Source organism: Sulfitobacter aquimarinus (assembly GCF_040149565.1).
In the GTDB taxonomy this organism is placed as follows: Bacteria; Pseudomonadota; Alphaproteobacteria; order Rhodobacterales; family Rhodobacteraceae; genus Sulfitobacter; species Sulfitobacter aquimarinus.
This window is the reverse complement of record NZ_JBEFLO010000001.1, coordinates 467,741-486,293: the sequence shown is the minus strand read 5'-3', so window position 1 is coordinate 486,293 and position 18,553 is coordinate 467,741. Positions and strand designations below refer to the sequence as shown.

Annotated in this window: 21 protein-coding genes; 11 read left to right on the top strand and 10 right to left on the bottom strand. The window is 58.3% G+C overall.

Going from position 1 to position 18,553, the window contains the following annotated elements:
- Nucleotides 1–41 precede the first annotated feature (41 nt).
- Complete coding sequence (locus tag ABMC88_RS02510; protein WP_349575246.1) at nucleotides 42–1,727, bottom strand: acyl-CoA dehydrogenase family protein; 1,686 nt, start codon at nucleotides 1,725–1,727, stop codon at nucleotides 42–44.
- A 144-nt stretch (nucleotides 1,728–1,871) separates the two neighbouring features.
- Between ABMC88_RS02510 and ABMC88_RS02505 the strand changes: the two genes are divergently transcribed.
- Entirely contained in the window at nucleotides 1,872–2,639 is a 768-nt protein-coding gene (locus ABMC88_RS02505; protein WP_349575245.1) for a sulfite exporter TauE/SafE family protein, read from the top strand.
- 1 nt (nucleotide 2,640) lies between these two features.
- On the opposite strand, the gene ABMC88_RS02500 is transcribed toward ABMC88_RS02505, so the two are convergent.
- Nucleotides 2,641–2,994 (bottom strand): helix-turn-helix domain-containing protein, encoded by a 354-nt coding sequence (locus ABMC88_RS02500; protein ID WP_349575244.1) that lies wholly within the window; start codon nucleotides 2,992–2,994, stop codon nucleotides 2,641–2,643.
- A 173-nt stretch (nucleotides 2,995–3,167) separates the two neighbouring features.
- Here ABMC88_RS02500 and ABMC88_RS02495 point away from each other — a divergent pair, with 173 nt between their 5' ends.
- Nucleotides 3,168–4,070 (top strand): LysR family transcriptional regulator, encoded by a 903-nt coding sequence (locus ABMC88_RS02495; RefSeq protein ID WP_349575243.1) that lies wholly within the window; start codon nucleotides 3,168–3,170, stop codon nucleotides 4,068–4,070.
- A gap of 71 nt (nucleotides 4,071–4,141) precedes the next feature.
- The gene (locus ABMC88_RS02490) at nucleotides 4,142–4,858 is read left to right on the top strand and encodes a hypothetical protein (protein WP_349575242.1); all 717 of its coding nucleotides are present in this window, start codon (nucleotides 4,142–4,144) and stop codon (nucleotides 4,856–4,858) included.
- A gap of 80 nt (nucleotides 4,859–4,938) precedes the next feature.
- Here the strand turns inward: ABMC88_RS02490 and ABMC88_RS02485 are convergent, their stop codons facing one another.
- A complete protein-coding gene (locus ABMC88_RS02485; protein ID WP_349575241.1) occupies nucleotides 4,939–6,537 on the bottom strand; it encodes a phosphoenolpyruvate carboxykinase in 1,599 nt (532 codons plus the stop codon).
- 381 nt (nucleotides 6,538–6,918) lie between these two features.
- Here ABMC88_RS02485 and ABMC88_RS02480 point away from each other — a divergent pair, with 381 nt between their 5' ends.
- Genes ABMC88_RS02480 through ABMC88_RS02450 form a run of 7 tightly spaced genes read left to right on the top strand, consistent with a single transcriptional unit; the run spans nucleotide 6,919 to nucleotide 12,262 of the window.
- Nucleotides 6,919–7,620 carry a response regulator transcription factor gene (locus ABMC88_RS02480; RefSeq protein WP_349575240.1) on the top strand — a complete coding sequence of 234 codons (702 nt, stop codon included), beginning with the start codon at nucleotides 6,919–6,921 and terminating at the stop codon, nucleotides 7,618–7,620.
- Nucleotides 7,621–7,629: 9 nt separating this feature from the next.
- Entirely contained in the window at nucleotides 7,630–9,336 is a 1,707-nt protein-coding gene (locus ABMC88_RS02475) for a sensor histidine kinase (protein ID WP_349575239.1), read from the top strand.
- A gap of 3 nt (nucleotides 9,337–9,339) precedes the next feature.
- A complete protein-coding gene (locus tag ABMC88_RS02470) occupies nucleotides 9,340–9,768 on the top strand; it encodes an HPr kinase/phosphorylase (protein WP_349575238.1) in 429 nt (142 codons plus the stop codon).
- Nucleotides 9,765–10,661 (top strand): RNase adapter RapZ, encoded by an 897-nt coding sequence (gene rapZ / locus ABMC88_RS02465; RefSeq protein WP_349575237.1) that lies wholly within the window; start codon nucleotides 9,765–9,767, stop codon nucleotides 10,659–10,661. The genes ABMC88_RS02470 and rapZ overlap by 4 nt, the downstream gene beginning before the upstream one ends.
- Nucleotides 10,658–11,050, top strand: a complete 393-nt coding sequence (locus ABMC88_RS02460; protein ID WP_349575236.1) for a PTS sugar transporter subunit IIA — start codon at nucleotides 10,658–10,660, stop codon at nucleotides 11,048–11,050. Before rapZ ends, ABMC88_RS02460 begins: the two co-directional genes overlap by 4 nt.
- 12 nt (nucleotides 11,051–11,062) lie before the next feature.
- A complete protein-coding gene (locus ABMC88_RS02455) occupies nucleotides 11,063–11,332 on the top strand; it encodes an HPr family phosphocarrier protein (RefSeq protein WP_349575235.1) in 270 nt (89 codons plus the stop codon).
- A 39-nt stretch (nucleotides 11,333–11,371) separates the two neighbouring features.
- Nucleotides 11,372–12,262: a lysophospholipid acyltransferase family protein gene (locus ABMC88_RS02450; protein WP_439655560.1), complete on the top strand. Its 891-nt coding sequence runs from the start codon at nucleotides 11,372–11,374 to the stop codon at nucleotides 12,260–12,262.
- 35 nt (nucleotides 12,263–12,297) lie between these two features.
- Here the strand turns inward: ABMC88_RS02450 and ABMC88_RS02445 are convergent, their stop codons facing one another.
- Nucleotides 12,298–13,173, bottom strand: a complete 876-nt coding sequence (locus ABMC88_RS02445; protein WP_349575234.1) for a 3-hydroxybutyryl-CoA dehydrogenase — start codon at nucleotides 13,171–13,173, stop codon at nucleotides 12,298–12,300.
- Nucleotides 13,174–13,331: 158 nt separating this feature from the next.
- On the opposite strand from ABMC88_RS02445, the gene ABMC88_RS02440 reads away from it, so the two are divergent.
- The gene (locus ABMC88_RS02440; RefSeq protein ID WP_349575233.1) at nucleotides 13,332–14,171 is read left to right on the top strand and encodes a DUF6473 family protein; all 840 of its coding nucleotides are present in this window, start codon (nucleotides 13,332–13,334) and stop codon (nucleotides 14,169–14,171) included.
- Nucleotides 14,172–14,228: 57 nt separating this feature from the next.
- Here the strand turns inward: ABMC88_RS02440 and ABMC88_RS02435 are convergent, their stop codons facing one another.
- The 6 genes from ABMC88_RS02435 to ABMC88_RS02410 form a co-directional block, all read right to left on the bottom strand.
- The gene (locus ABMC88_RS02435; RefSeq protein WP_349575232.1) at nucleotides 14,229–15,155 is read right to left on the bottom strand and encodes an electron transfer flavoprotein subunit alpha/FixB family protein; all 927 of its coding nucleotides are present in this window, start codon (nucleotides 15,153–15,155) and stop codon (nucleotides 14,229–14,231) included.
- Nucleotides 15,155–15,913, bottom strand: a complete 759-nt coding sequence (locus ABMC88_RS02430; RefSeq protein ID WP_349575231.1) for an electron transfer flavoprotein subunit beta/FixA family protein — start codon at nucleotides 15,911–15,913, stop codon at nucleotides 15,155–15,157. The genes ABMC88_RS02435 and ABMC88_RS02430 overlap by 1 nt, the downstream gene beginning before the upstream one ends.
- A 178-nt stretch (nucleotides 15,914–16,091) precedes the next feature.
- Entirely contained in the window at nucleotides 16,092–16,664 is a 573-nt protein-coding gene (locus ABMC88_RS02425) for a cob(I)yrinic acid a,c-diamide adenosyltransferase (protein ID WP_349575230.1), read from the bottom strand.
- Nucleotides 16,665–16,669: 5 nt separating this feature from the next.
- A complete protein-coding gene (locus ABMC88_RS02420; RefSeq protein ID WP_349575229.1) occupies nucleotides 16,670–16,867 on the bottom strand; it encodes a twin transmembrane helix small protein in 198 nt (65 codons plus the stop codon).
- Between the two features lie 60 nt (nucleotides 16,868–16,927).
- Complete coding sequence (locus ABMC88_RS02415; protein ID WP_349575228.1) at nucleotides 16,928–17,755, bottom strand: SDR family NAD(P)-dependent oxidoreductase; 828 nt, start codon at nucleotides 17,753–17,755, stop codon at nucleotides 16,928–16,930.
- 75 nt (nucleotides 17,756–17,830) lie between these two features.
- A complete protein-coding gene (locus ABMC88_RS02410; protein WP_349575227.1) occupies nucleotides 17,831–18,403 on the bottom strand; it encodes an SH3 domain-containing protein in 573 nt (190 codons plus the stop codon).
- Between the last annotated feature and the right edge of the window lie 150 nt (nucleotides 18,404–18,553).

Here is an 18,553-nt window from a genome sequence, read left to right as displayed (position 1 = left end):
GCGCGCCTTTAATTTGGTCGGCGGAGTTTAGCGCAAAGCGCCTAGCCCATGATGCGACGGGCAATGACCTGTGCCTGAATTTCGGCCGCCCCCTCAAAGATGTTGAGGATACGCGCATCACACAGCACGCGGGAGATTTTATACTCTAGCGCGAAGCCGTTGCCGCCGTGGATCTGCAGCCCGTTGTCCGCAGCCGCCCATGCCACACGTGCGCCGAGCAGTTTGGCCATGCCGGCCTCGACGTCACAGCGGCGGCCCTCGTCCTTTTCGAAGGCCGAGAAATACGTCAGCTGACGGGCGACCATGATTTCGACCGCCATCATCGCCAGTTTGGACGACACACGGGGGAAGTTGATCAAGGATTTGCCGAATTGCTTGCGGTCGATCGCGTATTGCATCGAGATGTCGAGCGCGGATTGCGCCACGCCGATGGCGCGGGCGGCGGTCTGTATGCGCGCGCTTTCGAAGGTTTCCATCAGCTGTTTAAAGCCTTTGCCTTCTTCACCGCCCAAAAGATTCTCGCCTTTGACAGCGAAGCCGTCAAACGCCAATTCATATTCTTTCATGCCGCGGTAGCCCAGTACCTCGATCTCGCCACCGGTCATGCCGTCGGTGGGAAAGGGGTCTTCCTCGGTGCCGGGGGTTTTCTCGGCAAGGAACATGGACAGGCCTTTGTAGTTGTCTGTCTCGGGGTCCGTGCGGGCCAGCAAGGTCATCACCTGGGTCCGCGTGGCGTGGGTGATCCACGTCTTGTTGCCGGTGATCGTGTAATTGCCGTCGGCGTCCTTGACCGCACGCGTGCGAAGCGAGCCGAGGTCGGAGCCTGTGTTCGGCTCGGTGAATACTGCTGTCGGCAGCGTCTCGGCCGAGGCGAGTTTTGGCAGCCATTTCTGCTTTTGCTCTTCGGTGCCGCCTGCGATGATCAGTTCTGCCGCGATCTCGGAGCGGGTGCCGAGTGAGCCTACGCCGATGTACCCGCGAGAGAGTTCTTCGGAGACGACGCACATGGATGCTTTTGAGAGGCCGAAGCCGCCGTATTCTTCGGGGATGGTCAGGCCGAAAACGCCCATTTCGGCCAGCTCGTCGATGACCTCCATCGGGATCAGCTCATCCTTGAGGTGCCATTCGTGCGCGAAGGGCTCGACCTTTTCGACGGCATAGCGGCGGAACTGTTCGCGGATCATCTCCAACTCTTCGTCAAGGCCGGATGCACCAACGGTGACATTGGCCGAGTGTTCCTGCATCAGTTCAACCAGTCGGGTACGTGCCGCTTGGGTATTGCCGCCTTGGGTGAGCGTCTGGATCGCTGGCTGCATCAGGCCGCGCTGGTCGTCTTGGGACAGGCCCAGATCCTGAAGGCGCACGATCTCGCCCTGGTTCATCTGGATGCCGCCGTAAATCTGCAAAAGGTATTCGCCAAAGGCGATCTGGTGGATCAGGGCCTCTGTCTCGCCGAATTTACCTTCGGTGCTCATCCGCTCTGCCCAGGATTGCATCTGGCGCAGCGATTGCGCGTAGGTTGCAAGCCACGCAAGGCCGTGGGCCGCCGTCTGGTGCTGTTCGACCAGCGCGTTCGAGACGCGGCCGCCGTCGCTGACCAAATCGCGCACAGTATCTGTTGCCCGTGCCAAGATAGCTTCGACCGGCTCTACCGCCGCTGCGGTGAGTGTCAGCAGATCCTCGAGGAGGATCGGCGCCTCTACATTCAACTGTCCGTCATGTGCCATTGTCATATCCTTTTTCCGCTTAGCGAACGCATAATCTCTTTGCAGGTGCAGCGCAACAAACATACGTTTCGCTGCGGCAATTTGGTCGATAGTTTCGCAGTCAATTCCGGCTCGCCTTGCCACGTTGGTTTGGTATGTAGTGCTATGGAAACGTTTTTCCCACTTATGTCTTTGTCGGAATTAGCGCTGGCTGCGGCTGTCGGCATTCTAGCAGGTTTTATAAAGGGAGTGGTGGGTTTTGGCATGCCGCTTATCTTTATCTCGGGGCTTACGGTTTTTATGCCGCCAGAGCTTGCCTTGGCGGGGTTGATCGTTCCGACGTTGGCCACCAATGCGCAACAAGCGTTGCGGCAGGGGGTGCGTGCCGCGCTCGAATCAGTTCGCGCCTTCAGGGTGTTTTTGATGGTGGGGGGCGTCGCGATGGTCCTGTGCGCGCAGCTGGTGCCGCTGTTGCCCGATCGGCTGATGCTGGCGGTGATTGGCGTGCCGGTGACCTTCTTTGCGGTTCTGCAACTGAGCGGATACAGCTTCCGCCTGAGCCGCCGCACCCCGCGCTCCGAGGCGGCTGCAGGCATTGTCGCAGGAAGTATGGGCGGGCTGTCAGGGAATTGGGGGGCGCCTACGGTGGCCTACCTGACGGCGCTGGACACACAAAAGCACGATCAGATGCGCATTCAGGGCGTGATCTATGGCCTTGGCGCGGTGGTGTTGGTGCTGGCCCACACCACATCGGGGGTGCTGCGGGCCGAGACCATAGGCTTTTCGGTTGCCATGGTGCCCACGGCCTTTATGGGCATGTGGGTGGGCATGGCGGTGATGGACCGCATTGATCAGGCCGCCTTTCGTCGCGCAACACTGTTTGTGTTGATCGCGGTGGGGCTGAACCTGATCAGGCGGGCAGTAGTGGGCTAGGTTACGCCTGCCGCGCCACTGTCATGCCAGAGACGTCTTCGATAAATGTGACAATCCGTGTTTTCAGCGTTTCGTCGCTGATGGACGCCAGCGCGGCAACGATCTCCATCCCTGAGTCGCGCTGCGTTGTTTCCTCTTCGTCGAGACCTTCGAAGAAATACGCGGGCGAAATCTCAAAAATCTTCGCAAGTTCGAACAAACGGCTTGCCGCAATTCTGTTTGAGCCGATCTCGTATTTCTGAATTTGTTGGAACGACAGACCAAGACGTGTGGCGACGTCTGTCTGGGAGAACCGGCGCAAGGTGCGAACCTGTTTAAGTTTGCGTCCTACGTGAATATCAACTGGATGTGCCATTTAGTTAACCTCTGGTTGTGCCTTTCATCGTTTTTCCGAAAATTCCCGAATTTGATCAATTGGATAGATTTAAAAAGTTTCCGATCATTTTTGTGAAGTTTATGTACTTTTTATCACTCCATAATGGGTGATTTATGTTGCATTGATGGGTGATTTGGTTACATACGTTCGCTATGAACGAGAATCGCAAGATCGAAAAAGTAGAGTCTCAGTTGCGCAGCACGCCCGCGCTGTTGCATGAGATGATGCGTTCGTTCACAGCACTTGCGCGCACCCTGAACCTGTCGCAAGCGGTCGAGGAGTTGGGCAGTACACGCCAGACGGTGCGCCGCCACATTACCCAGCTTGAGGACGCGATGGAGGGCAAGCTGTTTGACGTGCAGCAGCGCCGCTATTCGCTGACGGATATGGGCGCACGCGCGGTCGCGCCCGCGCAGCTTTTGCTGGATCAGGGCGGCGTTTGGTATCAGGGAAAATTTCAGGATGTCGGGGGTATGCTGCGGTTTTCTTTTGGCGGAACAGGCGGTTGGACCTATGACCAGCAACAGCAACCGATCAGCGCTATCTGGTCCGGCAAGTCCGATCTGCTGCGTGCTGCGGTAAAGGCGTGGACGATGAGCGAGGGCAAAATTGAAAGCCCCCACATGGCGCAGGTGCGCCCCTATGTGCTGGCATATCGGGAGATCGCTGAAGGCTGGATCTGCGTCGAAGTCGGAGAAAGATCGTTCTACTCGAACTGGTTTGGCTGGGCCGAAGCGCGCAGTAGCGTGGGCCGTAACCTCAACCAGTTTCCCGGTGGCGAGGAGTTTGCCAGCCTTGCAAATGCGCCCTTCACGGATGTGAACAGCGGCCATGGGATGCGGTTGGACCAGATCGTCACCAGAATGCGGTTGTATGGCGACGGCCCGCTGCAACTGATCGCGTTTGATCGCCTCCTTCTCGGGGCGCAGATGCCGGACGGCTCCCACGCGATTGTGTCCGTGGTCGACCGGGCCTGCGAAGTTCGCATTACAGACCTTGAACCGACGTTATTGGAGGATGTGCCGAAGAAGGCGTCAGTAGATTTTATTCCATAAGCGGTAATTGCGGGTGTTCTCGTCAATAGTTCGGTAACCTATGGGTGTACCGAACCAAGAGGCGATTCCAAATGACACTTTTAACGATGCAGACCGGCGACCGATTCGTGGCTAATAGCGCTGAGATTTTTCAGCGGTATGGCGTCACGCTAGAGGTCGGATATGATTTTGAACACTATCGGACGCTCCTGAAAGAAGCCCGTCCAGACCACCAGTTGGGCGCGCCCTATGATCCGCAAGTGCATGATATGTCGCGGAATAACGCATTCTGGATTGTTGGTCGCAACATCGAGGGCGAGATTGTCCACACCCAGGCGGTGCGGCTGTTGGACATGAACGGCATGACAGTCGGCGACTATTTTACCAAGCGGTTCCGCGAATTCCCGCCCTCTATTCCGGGGCTTGATTTGGGCCGCTCGCGATTCCGTGCGGGCCCCAATGCCAAGCGCATGCGCGGATCGGTCGCATACCATGGCGAGTTCTGGATTGCGCCGGGGGCCGACAGTTTGCGAGGCCAAGGCATGTCTTGCGTATTGGGCCGCTACGGCTTTTTTGAAGCGATCCAGCATTGGGATCCCGACCATATGATTGCTTTCATGGCCAAAGGAATTGCCTTTAAAGGCTTGGCCGAGCGGACAGGATGGATGCACACACAACCTGGCGCATTACGCTGGTTTCTCAAGGACGTAGCGGACCCGATCGAGGGCTTCATGGCCTATATGGACCGCGAAGATTTGCACTATGTTCTGGAACTGCCGCTTAACGATCTTGTGGCGATGGCAGCATAAATCGTTAAAATTTTATGAATATTGAATAAAAAAAGGCCGCAGCACGGAATGCTGCGGCCTTTTTGGTACATGTGGCGTGCTCAGCGGATAACGGCCGCTTTCACTTCATCGTCGATGTGCGGCATGTATTGCTCAAAGTTTTCGGCGAACATGGCGACCAGCTTGGTCACCTGACGGTCATAGGCTTCGGCGTTATCCCATGTCCGGCGCGGGTCCAGCAGGATGTCGGCCACACCAGGGACGGATACAGGCACGTCAAAGCCAAAATTCTCGTCCTTGCGGAATTGGCCTGCGACCAATGTGCCGTCGAGTGCCGCCGTCAGCAGCGCACGCGTGGCGCGGATCGGCATCCGTGAACCTGTGCCATAGGCGCCACCGGTCCAGCCGGTGTTGACCAGCCAGCAGGTCGCGCCGTGCTGGGCAATCTTTTCGCGCAGCATGTTGCCATACACTTCGGGGCGGCGCGGCATGAAGGGCGCGCCAAAGCAGGTCGAGAATGTCGGCTCAGGCTCGGTCACGCCGCGCTCTGTGCCAGCGACTTTGGAGGTAAAGCCCGACAGGAAGTGGTACATCGCCTGCGCAGGGGTCAGGCGCGCGATGGGGGGCAGGGTGCCGAAAGCGTCACATGTCAGCATGATGATGTTCTTGGGATGCCCGCCCACGGCCTTCTTCGACGCGTTCGAGATATAGTGCAGCGGGTAGGCGCAGCGCATGTTGGCGGTCAGGCTGTCATCGTCGAAATCAAGGTCTTTGGTTTCGTCGTCATAGACCATGTTCTCGATCACGGTGCCGAATTTCTCGGTCGTGGCGTAAATCTCGGGCTCTGCTTCGGCGCTGAGGTTGATGGTCTTGGCATAGCAGCCACCCTCGAAGTTGAAGGTGCCCGTGTCGGACCAGCCGTGTTCGTCATCACCGATCAGCGTGCGGGCAGGATCAGCTGACAGCGTCGTCTTGCCGGTGCCCGACAGGCCAAAGAAGATCGCTGTATCAACGGGGTTGCCCACCGCGTGGTTGGCCGAGCAGTGCATCGGCATAACACCTTGATCGGGCAGCAGATAGTTGAGCAGCGAGAAAACGGATTTCTTGTTCTCGCCCGCATACTCCGTGCCGCCGATCAGGATCAGCTTGCGGTCAAAGTTCATCGCGATCACCGTCTCGGAGCGGCAGTCGTGTTTGGCAGGGTCCGCAGAGAAGCTGGGGCAGTTCAGGACGGTGAAATCCGCGAGGAAGTCATCCAGCTGGTCGCGGTCGGGGCGACGCATCATGTGACGGATGAACAGGTTGTGCCACGCAAGCTCGGTCACGAAGCGCACGTTGATTGCGTGTTTGGGGTCTGCCCCGCCTACGAGGTCTTGGACGAAGTAATCGCCGCCCTCCATATGGGCCAGCATGTCATTATAAAGCGCGTCAAAACCCGCCTCGGACATCTCGGCGTTGTTCTCCCACCAGATCGTGTCTTTTACGCTGTCGGACATGACCACGTGTTTGTCTTTGGGCGAGCGGCCTGTGAATTTTCCGGTGGTGACCAGAAACGCGCCGCCTTTACCCAATGTGCCCTCGTCGCGCTTGAGAGCGGTTTCGATCAGCGCAGGCTCCATCAGGTTGTAATAGACATTGCCGAGCCCCTTGATCCCTTGATCGTCGAGGCTGAAGTTCGGGTTGACCCGTCCGGTTTGCATGCAATGTCTCCTTTGATCGCCGTGCGTTTTGCGCAGCTTTGAAAAGCATTTGCCCGCAAATGAGGGAGCAGCGGGCAAGGGGTACGCGGGCCTCTTAACACGATGATTTGCGCGTTGAACAGGCGCGTTTCTACAGTTAGCGCCACCACTTAGGCAATTGATCGCAGGCTTGCCCGAATTGCCGCACATCGGGAGGGGAGGGCAGCGATACAGGCCATGAACCCCCGCAAAGTGAGGCAATTTAGCCATTCCTAAACAAATTATGGCTGAAATAAGGCCGTAGCGCCTGCCGATTCGCACTTTGGGATTGATTCGCCAGCAAAAGGAGTGATCAATGTTTGAAAAAATAAGAATATATTGAGCAGCACAAGGAAACAGGCAATGTCAAAAATTGCATTGGTGGACGACGACAGGAATATCCTGACGTCTGTCTCGATGACTCTTGAAGCCGAAGGTTTTGAGGTGGAAACATATAACGATGGTCAGGCCGCATTGGACGCGTTTAACAAACGTATGCCCGATATGGCGGTGCTGGACATCAAGATGCCGCGCATGGACGGCATGGATTTGCTTCAACGGCTGCGCCAGAAAACGGCAATGCCTGTGATCTTCCTCACCTCCAAAGATGACGAGATCGACGAAGTTCTGGGCCTGCGCATGGGCGCCGACGACTATGTGAAAAAACCGTTTTCGCAGCGTCTGTTGGTTGAGCGTATTCGCGCCCTTCTGCGCCGTCAGGACGCGGTTGCCACTGATGAAGTTGGCGATACCGAAGAGACAAAAGTGATGGAGCGTGGCGACCTGCGCATGGATCCGCTGCGCCATGCGGTTGCGTGGAAAGGCAAGGACGTATCGCTGACCGTGACGGAATTCCTGCTGCTGCAAGCCTTGGCCCAACGCCCCGGTTTCGTGAAGTCACGCGATCAGCTGATGGATGTCGCCTATGATGACCAAGTCTACGTTGATGATCGCACAATCGACAGCCACATCAAACGTCTGCGCAAGAAAATGCGCACTGCCGACGGTGAATTCTCGGCGATTGAGACGCTCTATGGTATCGGTTACAGATATAACGAAGAGTAATCTGCCAGTATGGCGATTGTTGAGAGGAACTTCGTGCGCGATCTGACCCCCGCAAAAGGCAACGGTGATGTTGTATTGGGTGACGACTGGGTCACACCAGAAAGTGCTGCTCCGAATGAGTTGAGGGCGCGCCGTGAACGGCGTGGCCTGTTCTCGCTCAGGGCGTCGCCGCTGACGCGGAAGATCATCACCTTCAACCTGATCGCGCTCAACGTGCTGGTTGCGGGTATCTTGTACCTCAATTCATCCCGCGAAAGCCTTGCCGTGCAGCGTGCCGCCTCATTGGTGAGCGAGGCAGAGCTGATCGCCGATGTGATCGAAGCGCAGTTGCCCGAAGGGCAGACGGTCGACCTGTCTGTCGGTGAGGGCGTCGATATCGCCAAAACGCTGTCGGGTCTTGACCTGCGCAGCGGTATTCAGGTCTTAGTCTTCGACCCTGACGGCGCGCTGATTTCCCAGTTTGAAGGGGCCAGTGATGCGCAGGTGCGGGGGCAAGAAAATAAGACAATCCTCACAGACGGGCTGAACTGGTTGTGGACGGCGGTGTCGTCGCCCTTCCGTTCGGACGCCGAGGCTTTGACCATTCAGGAACGTCTAAAGCCCGTGATCGAGGCAACGTTGGCCAACGGCTCCCAGATTAAAGAAGAACGCGACGAGGTCGGTGCGACCCTGCTGGCCGTTGCAACGCCGATCGAACATGTCGGTGCGCCGGTTGGTGCCGTCGCCATCGCCAGCGCCAGTGGTGAGATCGACCGCCTTGTGCGCGGTGAGCGTGAGCGTGTGTTGCAGATGTTTATCATCGCGACGCTTGTTTCTATCGGCCTCAGCCTTGTTCTGGCCTCGACCATTGCCAACCCTCTGGCCGATCTGGCCGCAGCCGCCGAATTGGGCCGCGACAAAGACGCCCGCAAGATGAATCCCGGCCGCATCCGTATCCCTGATCTGACCGCCCGCCCGGACGAGATTGGCCGCTTGTCTGGCGCGTTGCGCGGCATGATTTCAGCGCTTTATAACCGCATTGAAGGGAACGAACAGTTCGCCGCCGATGTGGCGCATGAGATCAAGAACCCGCTCGCCTCCCTCCGCTCGGCCGTGGGCACGCTGCGCATGATCAAGCGTGAGGACCAGCGCAACAAGCTGCTCGACGTGATCGACCATGATGTGCGCCGCCTCGACCGTTTGGTTAGCGACATCTCCAACGCCTCAAGGCTCGATAGTGAGCTGGTGAAGGAAGAAGAAGAGCCGTTCGACCTGATGAAAATGCTGGGCAATCTGGGCCAGTATCTGGGTGAGGATGCAAAGGGCAAGGGCATCGACTTTATCGTCGACCTGCCAAAAGACCCGATTGTGGTGCAGGGGCTTGAGGCCCGATTGGCGCAGGTCTTTGTTAACCTGATTACCAATGGCATTTCCTTCTGCGAAGACGGCGATGCGATCCGCGTCTGGGCGCGAAAACGCGACAACCGCGTGTTGGTCGTGGTTGAAGACACCGGCCCCGGCATTCCGGATCAGGCTTTGGCGAAAATCTTCAAGCGCTTCTATTCTGAACGCCCGCCAGAGCATTTCGGCAATAACTCGGGCCTTGGCCTTGCGATCTCCAAGCAGATCGTCGAAGCGCACGGCGGCGTCATCTGGGCCGAAAACATCCGCCCGACCGAAGCGGATATTACGTCCGAACCATTGGGCGCGCGGTTTGTTGTGGGTCTGCCGATCTAGGGTATGACGTCTGCGTTGATCCTTCACGCGTCTTGTGTTGCGGTGGCGGGCAAGGGCGTGCTGATCACGGGGCCATCGGGCAGCGGAAAGTCCGCGCTGGCGTTGCAGCTTATGGCCTATGGTGCAACGCTGGTGGCCGACGACCGTACCGCGGTGCATTTGCGCCAAGGCCAGATTATCGCTATGCCGCCCGCCACGATTCAGGGCATGATCGAAGCGCGATTTGTCGGCCTGTTGCATGTTCCCAACGCACAAGAGGCGCCCGTGACCCTCGTCGTGGATATGGAACAGGTAGAGACGCAGAGATTACCCGAACCCCATAGCACGACAGTGCTGGACATACCATTGCCGTGCCTTCAAAAGGTTAACGCACCCTATTTCCCTGCTGCGATCCTTGCCTACCTGCAAGGCGACAGAAAAGAGGTCAGATGACATCCGCGCAGACCCCGCAACGGCGTATCGTTTTTGTGACTGGCCCTTCAGGTGCCGGGCGCTCCTCTGCGCTGAATGTGCTTGAGGATGCGGGGTTTGAGGTGATCGACAATCTGCCCATGCGCCTGATGCCGATGCTCTTTGATGAGGCAGAGCAAGCCCGCCCGCTGGCCTTGGGAATTGATGCGCGTAATCGCGATTTCTCGACCAACGGGGTGATCGATCTGCTGGGGCGGCTGGCCACCCGTGCAGGCGTTGTGGCTGAGCTGCTGTTCTTGGATTGCAGCACAGACGTGTTGCTGCGCCGTTTCTCCGAGACACGCCGCCGTCACCCCATGGCGCCCGAAGACCGCCCCGCCGAAGGTATTCAGGCGGAACAGGACCTGCTGGCCCCGCTGCGCGCCCGCGCCGATGTGTTGATCGACACCTCCGACATGAATGTGCACGAACTGCGGGCCGAGGTCGAACACTGGTTTGCACCAGGTGGAAAACGCCACCTCACAGTCACGGTGCAATCCTTCTCGTATAAGCGCGGCCTGCCGCGTTCGGTCGATATGGTCTATGACTGCAGGTTTCTGAAGAACCCGTATTGGGAACCCTCCTTGCGGGCAATGAATGGCACCGACCCAGCGGTGGCGGCCCATGTGGCCACGGACCCACGCTATGATGATTTTGCGCAAAAGGTGCTGGACCTCAGCCTGCTGATCCTGCCAGCCTGCCGCGACGAAGGCAAAAGCCATTTTTCCATCGCGTTTGGTTGTACAGGTGGTCAGCACCGCTCGGTTACGCTGGCGGAAAGCCATGCTTTGCGCCTTGCGCAAGAGGGCTGGCAAGTGTCAATTAGACACCGTGAACTGAATGCGCGGCAGCAACAAGGAACGCAGAAAACGTGATCGGTATTGTGATTGTCGCACATGGTGGATTGGCACGCGAATATCTCGCGGCCATTGAGCATGTAGTCGGGTCGCAAAACGGCATCCGTGCAATCGAAATCCGCGTCAATGACGACCGCACCGCGAAACAATCCGAAATTTGTCAGGCCGCAGATGCCGTAGACAAAGGACAAGGCGTGGTTGTGGTCACCGATCTTTTTGGCGGATCACCGTCGAACCTTAGCCTGATGGCCTGCCAACCTGCAGGCCGCAGGATCTTGTACGGCGCGAACCTGCCGATGCTGATCAAACTGGCCAAAAGCCGCGACAAGCCCGTGCCGGACGCCGTACGCGCCGCACTTGAGGCTGGTAAGAAGTACATCGACGCACAGAACGTCAGCAGCGAATAACAAGGCTATGCCATGACCCAAATCACCCTGGAAATCGTGAACGAAAAAGGTCTGCATGCGCGGGCCTCGGCCAAATTGGTCGAAGTCGTTGAAGGCTTTGATGCCACCGCAGAGGTGCGCAAGGACGGGCTGAGCGCCTCTGGCGACAGTATCATGGGGCTTTTGATGTTGGCAGCGGCCAAGGGAAGCTTTATTGACGTGGAAACGACCGGCCCAGATGAACAGGCGCTTGCGGATGCCCTGACTGCACTGGTCGCCGATATGTTCGGCGAAGGCATGTAAACGCACTGCCGTATGCGAGATTTCAGTGAGGGTGTCCAAGTGACAGATAAAACCCAGTCTATCGGTTCTCACGGCCAGATTGGTGGCGGCGACGAACATATTGATCTGACCAAATATGACCGTAGCAGCCTCTCCTACGCATCGACCTTCGATAACCCGTGGAAGTCGCGTTTTATCTCGCTGATGGAGCTGTTTACCGGCAAGCTGCAAATCCTGCGCATGGTCCGCAAGTTTGAGCGCAGCGGTGCGCCCACTGGGCAGGCGTTCTGGCGTGCTGCTCTTGATACGATGGGCATCGACCTTACCACCCCGCAATCCCAACTTGACCTGATCCCCAAAGAGGGGCCGGTCATCGTTGTTGCGAACCACCCGCACGGCATGGTGGATGGTATGATCTTTGCCGATCTGATTGGCCGCGCACGCCCCGATTACAGGATCCTGACCCGCTCGTTGCTGACGTCAATTGACGAAGTCGCAGGCAGCTTCATGATTCCCGTGCCTTTCCCCCACGACCCCGACGCACAGCGCAAAGGCGTCGAGATGCGGGCAAAAGCCATGCGCCACCTCAAGGAGGGCGGCGTTGTCGCTCTTTTCCCGTCGGGCGCTGTCGCCGCGTCTGAAACATGGTGGGGCCCCGCCGTTGAGGCAGAGTGGAACGTTTTTACCGCTAAAATGATCCGCCGCTCGGGGGCCACGGTCGTTCCTATTAAATTCCCTGGCCAAAACAGCCGCGCCTACCAGATCGCGAATCAAGTGTCGCCCATGCTTCGCCAAGGGCTCTTGCTCCATGAAGTCGTGCACAGCTGCAACAAGCCCCAAGCACCCGTTGTGGGTGCGCCTATTGATCAGGCCGAAATCGATTCACGGGCCGACGATCCACGGGCGTTTATGGCATGGCTGCGGGCACACACGCTGTCGCTCGATAAATAGCGTCTAATCTTTCTGGCCCCAAACCCCGTCACAGCTCAGCGCGTCGGAACAGGGACATCCCCACGGTAGTCATAGAATCCGCGCTGGCTTTTGCGTCCCAACCAACCCGCTTCGACGTATTTTGTAAGCAATGGGCAGGGGCGGTATTTTGTATCCGCCAATCCGTCATGCAATACGTTCATAATGGCCAGACAGGTATCCAGCCCGATGAAATCGGCCAGCTCCAGTGGCCCCATCGGGTGGTTGGCGCCCAACTTCATGGAGCTGTCGATCGACTGCACGTTTCCGACCCCTTCGTACAGGGTATAGACCGCCTCGTTGATCATCGGCATCAGGATGCGGTTCACGATGAAGGCGGGGAAATCCTCCGCCGAGGCAGAGGTCTTGTTCAACCGGTCCACCACTTGTTTACAAGCGGCAAACGTCGGCTCGTCCGTCGCAATCCCGCGGATCAACTCAACCAGTTTCATCACCGGCACGGGGTTCATAAAGTGGAACCCCATGAACTTCTCGGGCCGGTCCGTCCGGCTGGCCAGCCGCGTGATTGAAATCGACGACGTGTTCGAGGTGAGAATGGTGTGCGGCTTGATATGCGGCAGCAGGTCCTCGAAAATCGCCTGCTTCACGGTCTCCCGTTCGGTCGCGGCCTCGATGATAAGGTCCGATGGGCCCAGATCGGTCAGCGCGGTTGTGGTGGTGATCCGCGCAAGGGCTGCCTCCATATCGGCTTCGGCGATCTTGCCGCGCCCGACCTGACGGGCCATGTTGCCCCGCATCACTTCCATCGCGGCCTTCAGCGCCTCGGCGCTGATGTCGTTGAGCATGACATCATATCCCGCAAGGGACATGACATGCGCGATGCCATTGCCCATTTGCCCCGCACCCACGATACCGACTGACTGGATTTCCATAGCGCTGCCTCTTGTTGATTTGGCCGCAGCTTACGGCGGAGCCGTACAGCGCCGCAAGGGCGGGCGACGTGTAAAATCCACCTCAAACTCCGCCTTTAAACGTTTTGCAATATCCGCCGCGCCATACTGCGGTTGGGTGAGTTAAAAAGGTGGGCAATATGACCTATGATATACTGGGGCCGGGGGCCCTTGATTATCTGCCGTGCCAGTATGGCACGTCGCAGTTGACGTTTCGTGGACCAAAGCGCGTGCTGGAGGCACCATATGTGGCCTTCATTGGCGGCACGCAGACCTTTGGAAAATTCATCGAACAGCCCTTTCCCCTGCGGGTAGAGCATTTGACGGGGGTGACGTCGGTGAACTTTGGTCAGGTGGGGGCAGGGCTGGATGTTTTTGCCCGCGACGCTGTGGTGCAGGGGGCCGCCCATGGTGCCCGCGTCACGGTGGTCGAGGTGCTGGGCGCCGCGAATATGAACAATCCACTTTATAAGGTGCATCACCGCCGAAATGATCGCTTTGTCTGGGCGGCCAAGGATTTGCGCGATCTGTATCCGGAAGTGGATTTCGCGCAGTTCAATTTCACGCATCACATGCTACGCGATCTGTTTCGTTTGGACAGTGTGCGGTTCGAGCAGGTTCTCCAGCGGTTGCAGCGGGTGTGGGTGCGCCGGATGAACCGTTTCCTCAGCCATCTGAAATCGCCCGTCGTTCTGGTGTGGTTTAGAGGACCAGAAGAAAACGTCGAACCTGCTGATGAATGGTCTGCAAAGATCGGACGCGGCCCTGCATTTATCACGCAAAGCATGGTGGACGCGCTGGACGAAGGCGTGGGCGGTTTGGTCGAAGTCCTCCCCGAGGTCGAGCGGGGCGAGGCAGGCAGCAAACAGGGGCTCGTCTTTAACCCGCTGGAGGAAGCCGCGGCCAGGGCGGTTGCCAGCCCTGCGCAGCATCAGGCCGCCGCAGATGCCCTGCGGCCAATTCTGGATGCGTTGATGTAGAACGAAAAAGGCCCGCCTGAAACAGCGGGCCTTTGTCTTGTCTTGAAAAGCTGTGAATTACAGCTTTTCGATCATCTCTGGTACGGCTTCGAACAGGTCTGCAACAAGGCCAAAGTCGGCGACCTGAAAGATCGGTGCTTCTTCGTCTTTGTTGATCGCTACGATGATCTTGCTGTCTTTCATACCGGCCAAGTGCTGGATCGCACCCGAGATGCCAACGGCAACATACAGGTCGGGCGCGACAACTTTGCCGGTTTGGCCAACTTGCCAGTCGTTCGGCGCATAGCCGGAATCGACCGCAGCGCGGGAGGCGCCAACAGCGGCACCCAGCTTGTCTGCGAGGGTTTCGATCAGTTTGAAGTCATCTTCGGAGCCGACACCGCGGCCACCCGACACAACCACACCAGCCGAGGTCAGCTCGGGGCGGTCGCTTTCGGCGACTTTGTCTTCTACCCATTCGGACAGACCGGGGTCTGCCGCTGCGGAGGCTGTCTCGACCGAGGCGGAGCCGCCTTCGCCTGCCGCATCGAATGTCGATGTGCGGAAGGTGATGACCTTTTTCGCGTCGGAGGATTTGACCGTCTGCACGGCGTTGCCGGCATAGATCGGGCGCTCGAACGTGTCGGCGTCGATCACGGCTGTCGCGTCAGAGATGATCATCACGTCGAGCAGGGCCGCAACGCGGGGCATGACGTTTTTCGCATCTGTGGTCGAAGGCGCTGCGATGTGATCGTAATCACCCGCAAGCGACACGATCAACGCGGCCGTGGATTCCGCAAGGCGGTGGCCCAGTGATGCGTCTTCGGCAACCAGTACCTTGGACACGCCAGCGATTTTGGCGGCGGCTTCACCAGCTGCGGCGGCGGAACCGCCTGCGGCCAGAATTGTCACATCGCCAAGGGCTTGCGCGGCTGTCACAGCTTTTGCTGTGGCGTCCATCGCCAGTTCGCCGTCGTTAACTTCTGCAAGGAGTAGAACAGCCATTACACAGCCCCCGCTTCTTTGAGTTTCGCTACCAGCTCGTCTACCGAGCCGACCTTGATGCCTGCGGCGCGTGCGGCGGGCTCTTCGGTCTTGATGATTTCCAGACGGTTCGAGATCTCTACGCCGTAGTCGGCAGGGGTCTTTTCATCCAGTGGCTTTTTCTTTGCCTTCATGATGTTGGGCAGGGAAGCATAGCGCGGCTCGTTGAGGCGCAGGTCGACTGTCACAACTGTTGGCATGTTGACCTTGATGGTCTGCAAGCCGCCGTCGACTTCGCGGGTTACAACCGCTTTGTCGCCTTCAATCGCCACTTCTGAGGCGAATGTCGCCTGTGACCAACCCATCAGCGCGCTGAGCATCTGGCCCGTTGCGTTCATGTCGTTGTCAATGGCTTGCTTGCCTGCAAGGACAAGTCCGGGCTGCTCTTCGTCGACGATGCCTTTGAGGATTTTGGCGACGGTCAGCGGCTCGATGTCGTTGTGGACGTCGTCGGTGGCAACAACGAGGATGGCGCGGTCTGCGCCCATGGCCAGTGCCGTGCGCAGGGTTTCTTGCGCTTGCTTGACGCCGATGGAGACGACGACGACTTCGTCGGCTTGGCCTGCCTCTTTTAGGCGGATGGCCTGTTCGACGGAAATCTCGTCGAACGGGTTCATGGACATTTTGACGTTGGCAAGATCGACACCGGAACCGTCCGCTTTGACGCGCACTTTTACGTTATAGTCGATCACGCGTTTGACAGGTACGAGCACCTTCATGAGCGTTTCTCCTTGGTTGCGACTCAGACCCAGAGCGGGCCGGTCAATAAATCTGGCCTATGTCTAACGAAGGGTTTAGCCGCGTTACAGAGTAAAATCGCCGCATGGGGTGCCTTGCACGTCACGTTACAACCGTGTGGTGCGCTCCTCGCTGCCCTTCGGGCGCTCCTCGCTGGGGCTATCGGTTGGCGCCGGGGATCCAGAGCACGTCGTCTTTGCCACCGTTGTTGGCCACGCGGGCTGCGACAAAGAACCAGTCGCTGAGGCGATTGAGGTAGCGCACGGCGGCTTCGTTCACTGTCTCTTGGGTTGCCAGCTCTGTTGCCAGACGTTCGGCGCGGCGCGCCACGGTGCGGCAGACATGCAGATGGGCGGCCAACGCCGAGCCGCCGGGCAAGATAAAGCTGCGCAGCGGCTCAAGGTTGGCGTTCATCACGTCAATCTCGGCCTCAAGCCGGTCGACCTGAGCGGCGGCCATGCGCAGGGGCGGGTATTCGGCCTCTGCATCTTTTTCCATATCGGGACGGCACAGGTCCGCGCCCAGATCGAACAGATCATTCTGGATGCGCGACAGGGCTGCGTCTGTTTCGTCCACAGCGTTCAGGCGCGCCACCCCGACAAAGCAGTTCAGCTCGTCCGAGGTGCCGTAGGCTTCTACCCGCACATCATGCTTGGCCACGCGGGTCCCGTTGCCCAATGCGGTATCGCCTTTGTCACCGGTGCGCGTGTAAATTTTATTGAGTACGACCATCCGGACTATCCTCTGATGAAATAGACGTAGATCACGATCAGCACGACCGCGATGAACTGGGTAATGATACGCCAGCGCATCAGCTTGTTCGAGTTCGCCTTGTTAAACGCGCCGCCGCTGGCGAAACCGCCAAGGCCCATTACAAGCACAACCACCACCGCGACGACCGCGATGACGATAAGAATGAAAAACGGATCTGCCATCTGGATCTCCTCAACCCTTGTCGCTGCGCGATGTAGCGGGCAGCACGCATGAAACAACCCCTAGCGGGCCAGTATCCGGTCCAAAAGCCGTGTGGACAGGATGCGACGCAAGAAACCCGCCAGATATGTTGGCGTTGTGACGTAATACCGCGCCCGCGGTCGGGATGATTCGAGCGCATGAACCAGCTTTTTGACTACAGCCTCGGGCGGGAGTTCGTATTTGTCGGGGCCGCTTTCGCCGTACAGGCGCTGCGCCAACACGGTTTCATAGTCGCCTGCCTGCGCGGCGTTTTCCCAATCAATCCACCGCTCGAAATGCGGGATCGAGTTGGCGCGAATTTTGGAGGTCACGGGACCCGGCTCAATCAGGATGGGTAGGACATCGGTGCCGCGCATCTCGAGCCGCAGGGTATCTGTCAGCCCTTCGAGCGCGAATTTGGTGGCGTTATAGGCGCCGCGCCACGGCTGTGCGACCAACCCCAGAACGGATGAGCATTGCACAATGCGCCCGTGCCCTTGGGCGCGCATCACGGGAATCACCGCGCGGGTGAGCGTGTGCCAACCAAAGAAATTCGCCTCGAAAATCTCGCGCAGGGCTTCGGTGGGCAGGTCCTCGACACGGCCGGGCGTGGCGTGGGCGCCGTTGTTAAATACCGCATCCAACGTGCCGCCGGTATCTTCCAGCACATCGGCAAGTGCTGTGATGATGCTGTCGGGGTCGGTATAATCCAGACGCGGGCTGTCAAAGCCTTCATCGCGCATGCGGGCGCAATCCAGCTCTTGGCGGCAGGAGGCATAGACGTGCCAGCCGCGGGCGCGCAGCCCGTGGGCCGCCGCATATCCGATGCCAGAAGAGCAGCCGGTGATCAGAATGGTTCGTTGTGTCATAAACAAAAGGCCCCGTCGGTGAACGAGGCCTCAAATGCTTTGTTTTTGCGGGGTTTGCAATTGCTGGCAGGGTTATCAGCCCGATGTCAGCAGGAAATCGGCCATCCAGCCGGATTCGCCACCATCGACGGGCTGCATACGCACCCACCCGTTGCCGTTGTCTTCGAGGATGCGCACGGCCGCGCCGCGTGTCAGTTTGTTCACAACGCCAAAGTTGGTCGAGGGGCCGCCGCGTACATTGACTCGGTTGCCCGATACTTTGCGAATGTCGCCGTCTGCTTGCGCAGCTGCGCCAGAGGTTGTGGCGATCAGGCTTGGCAGAATGATCTGTGGCGTTTCGGCGCTGTCGATGATTGTCGCTTGCTGCACTGTCTCGGCTTCTGCGGCGCTGGCCACATCCGTGAGGTTCAAAGACACGCGGGTCACGTCGGGTGTGCTGTCGATTTTGGTGATGGATGCGGTGCTTACTGCGGCGGCGGGTTCGACAACTGCGTCGGCTTGCGGTGCTTGTGCAACCTGTTGCGGGGCCACTTCGGTGGGGGCCTGGCGCGCCATCTTCGCGCTCATGGGTTCAAATTCCGACCCGCCACTCATTTCATAGAATGCAAACCCCAGGAAGCCAAAGGTCAGAAGGATAAAGGTTTTCATTGGGCAGCTCCTTAGGGGGGCAGGACGGCGACCAAACAGCTGGTCAGGTTGGATTGGTACTAACAACAATATCGATTCTATTGGAGGGGAAAAATTAAGAAAACGGGCACGTCACACGTTTGCAACGGTTTGTAATATTGCGGTCGATTC

Bases quoted from the DNA above. Each gene is read 5' to 3' on its own strand.
- ABMC88_RS02410 (WP_349575227.1), bottom strand. From the start codon at position 18,403: ATGAAAACCTTTATCCTTCTGACCTTTGGCTTCCTGGGGTTTGCATTC.
- ABMC88_RS02490 (WP_349575242.1), top strand. From the start codon at position 4,142: ATGACACTTTTAACGATGCAGACCGGCGACCGATTCGTGGCTAATAGC.
- ABMC88_RS02445 (WP_349575234.1), bottom strand. From the start codon at position 13,173: ATGGAAATCCAGTCAGTCGGTATCGTGGGTGCGGGGCAAATGGGCAAT.
- ABMC88_RS02495 (WP_349575243.1), top strand. From the start codon at position 3,168: ATGAACGAGAATCGCAAGATCGAAAAAGTAGAGTCTCAGTTGCGCAGC.
- ABMC88_RS02420 (WP_349575229.1), bottom strand. From the start codon at position 16,867: ATGGCAGATCCGTTTTTCATTCTTATCGTCATCGCGGTCGTCGCGGTG.
- ABMC88_RS02470 (WP_349575238.1), top strand. From the start codon at position 9,340: ATGACGTCTGCGTTGATCCTTCACGCGTCTTGTGTTGCGGTGGCGGGC.
- rapZ (WP_349575237.1), top strand. From the start codon at position 9,765: ATGACATCCGCGCAGACCCCGCAACGGCGTATCGTTTTTGTGACTGGC.
- ABMC88_RS02430 (WP_349575231.1), bottom strand. From the start codon at position 15,913: ATGAAGGTGCTCGTACCTGTCAAACGCGTGATCGACTATAACGTAAAA.
- ABMC88_RS02510 (WP_349575246.1), bottom strand. From the start codon at position 1,727: ATGGCACATGACGGACAGTTGAATGTAGAGGCGCCGATCCTCCTCGAG.
- ABMC88_RS02455 (WP_349575235.1), top strand. From the start codon at position 11,063: ATGACCCAAATCACCCTGGAAATCGTGAACGAAAAAGGTCTGCATGCG.
- ABMC88_RS02475 (WP_349575239.1), top strand. From the start codon at position 7,630: ATGGCGATTGTTGAGAGGAACTTCGTGCGCGATCTGACCCCCGCAAAA.
- ABMC88_RS02440 (WP_349575233.1), top strand. From the start codon at position 13,332: ATGACCTATGATATACTGGGGCCGGGGGCCCTTGATTATCTGCCGTGC.
- ABMC88_RS02415 (WP_349575228.1), bottom strand. From the start codon at position 17,755: ATGACACAACGAACCATTCTGATCACCGGCTGCTCTTCTGGCATCGGA.
- ABMC88_RS02425 (WP_349575230.1), bottom strand. From the start codon at position 16,664: ATGGTCGTACTCAATAAAATTTACACGCGCACCGGTGACAAAGGCGAT.
- ABMC88_RS02480 (WP_349575240.1), top strand. From the start codon at position 6,919: ATGTCAAAAATTGCATTGGTGGACGACGACAGGAATATCCTGACGTCT.
- ABMC88_RS02485 (WP_349575241.1), bottom strand. From the start codon at position 6,537: ATGCAAACCGGACGGGTCAACCCGAACTTCAGCCTCGACGATCAAGGG.
- ABMC88_RS02505 (WP_349575245.1), top strand. From the start codon at position 1,872: ATGGAAACGTTTTTCCCACTTATGTCTTTGTCGGAATTAGCGCTGGCT.
- ABMC88_RS02500 (WP_349575244.1), bottom strand. From the start codon at position 2,994: ATGGCACATCCAGTTGATATTCACGTAGGACGCAAACTTAAACAGGTT.
- ABMC88_RS02435 (WP_349575232.1), bottom strand. From the start codon at position 15,155: ATGGCTGTTCTACTCCTTGCAGAAGTTAACGACGGCGAACTGGCGATG.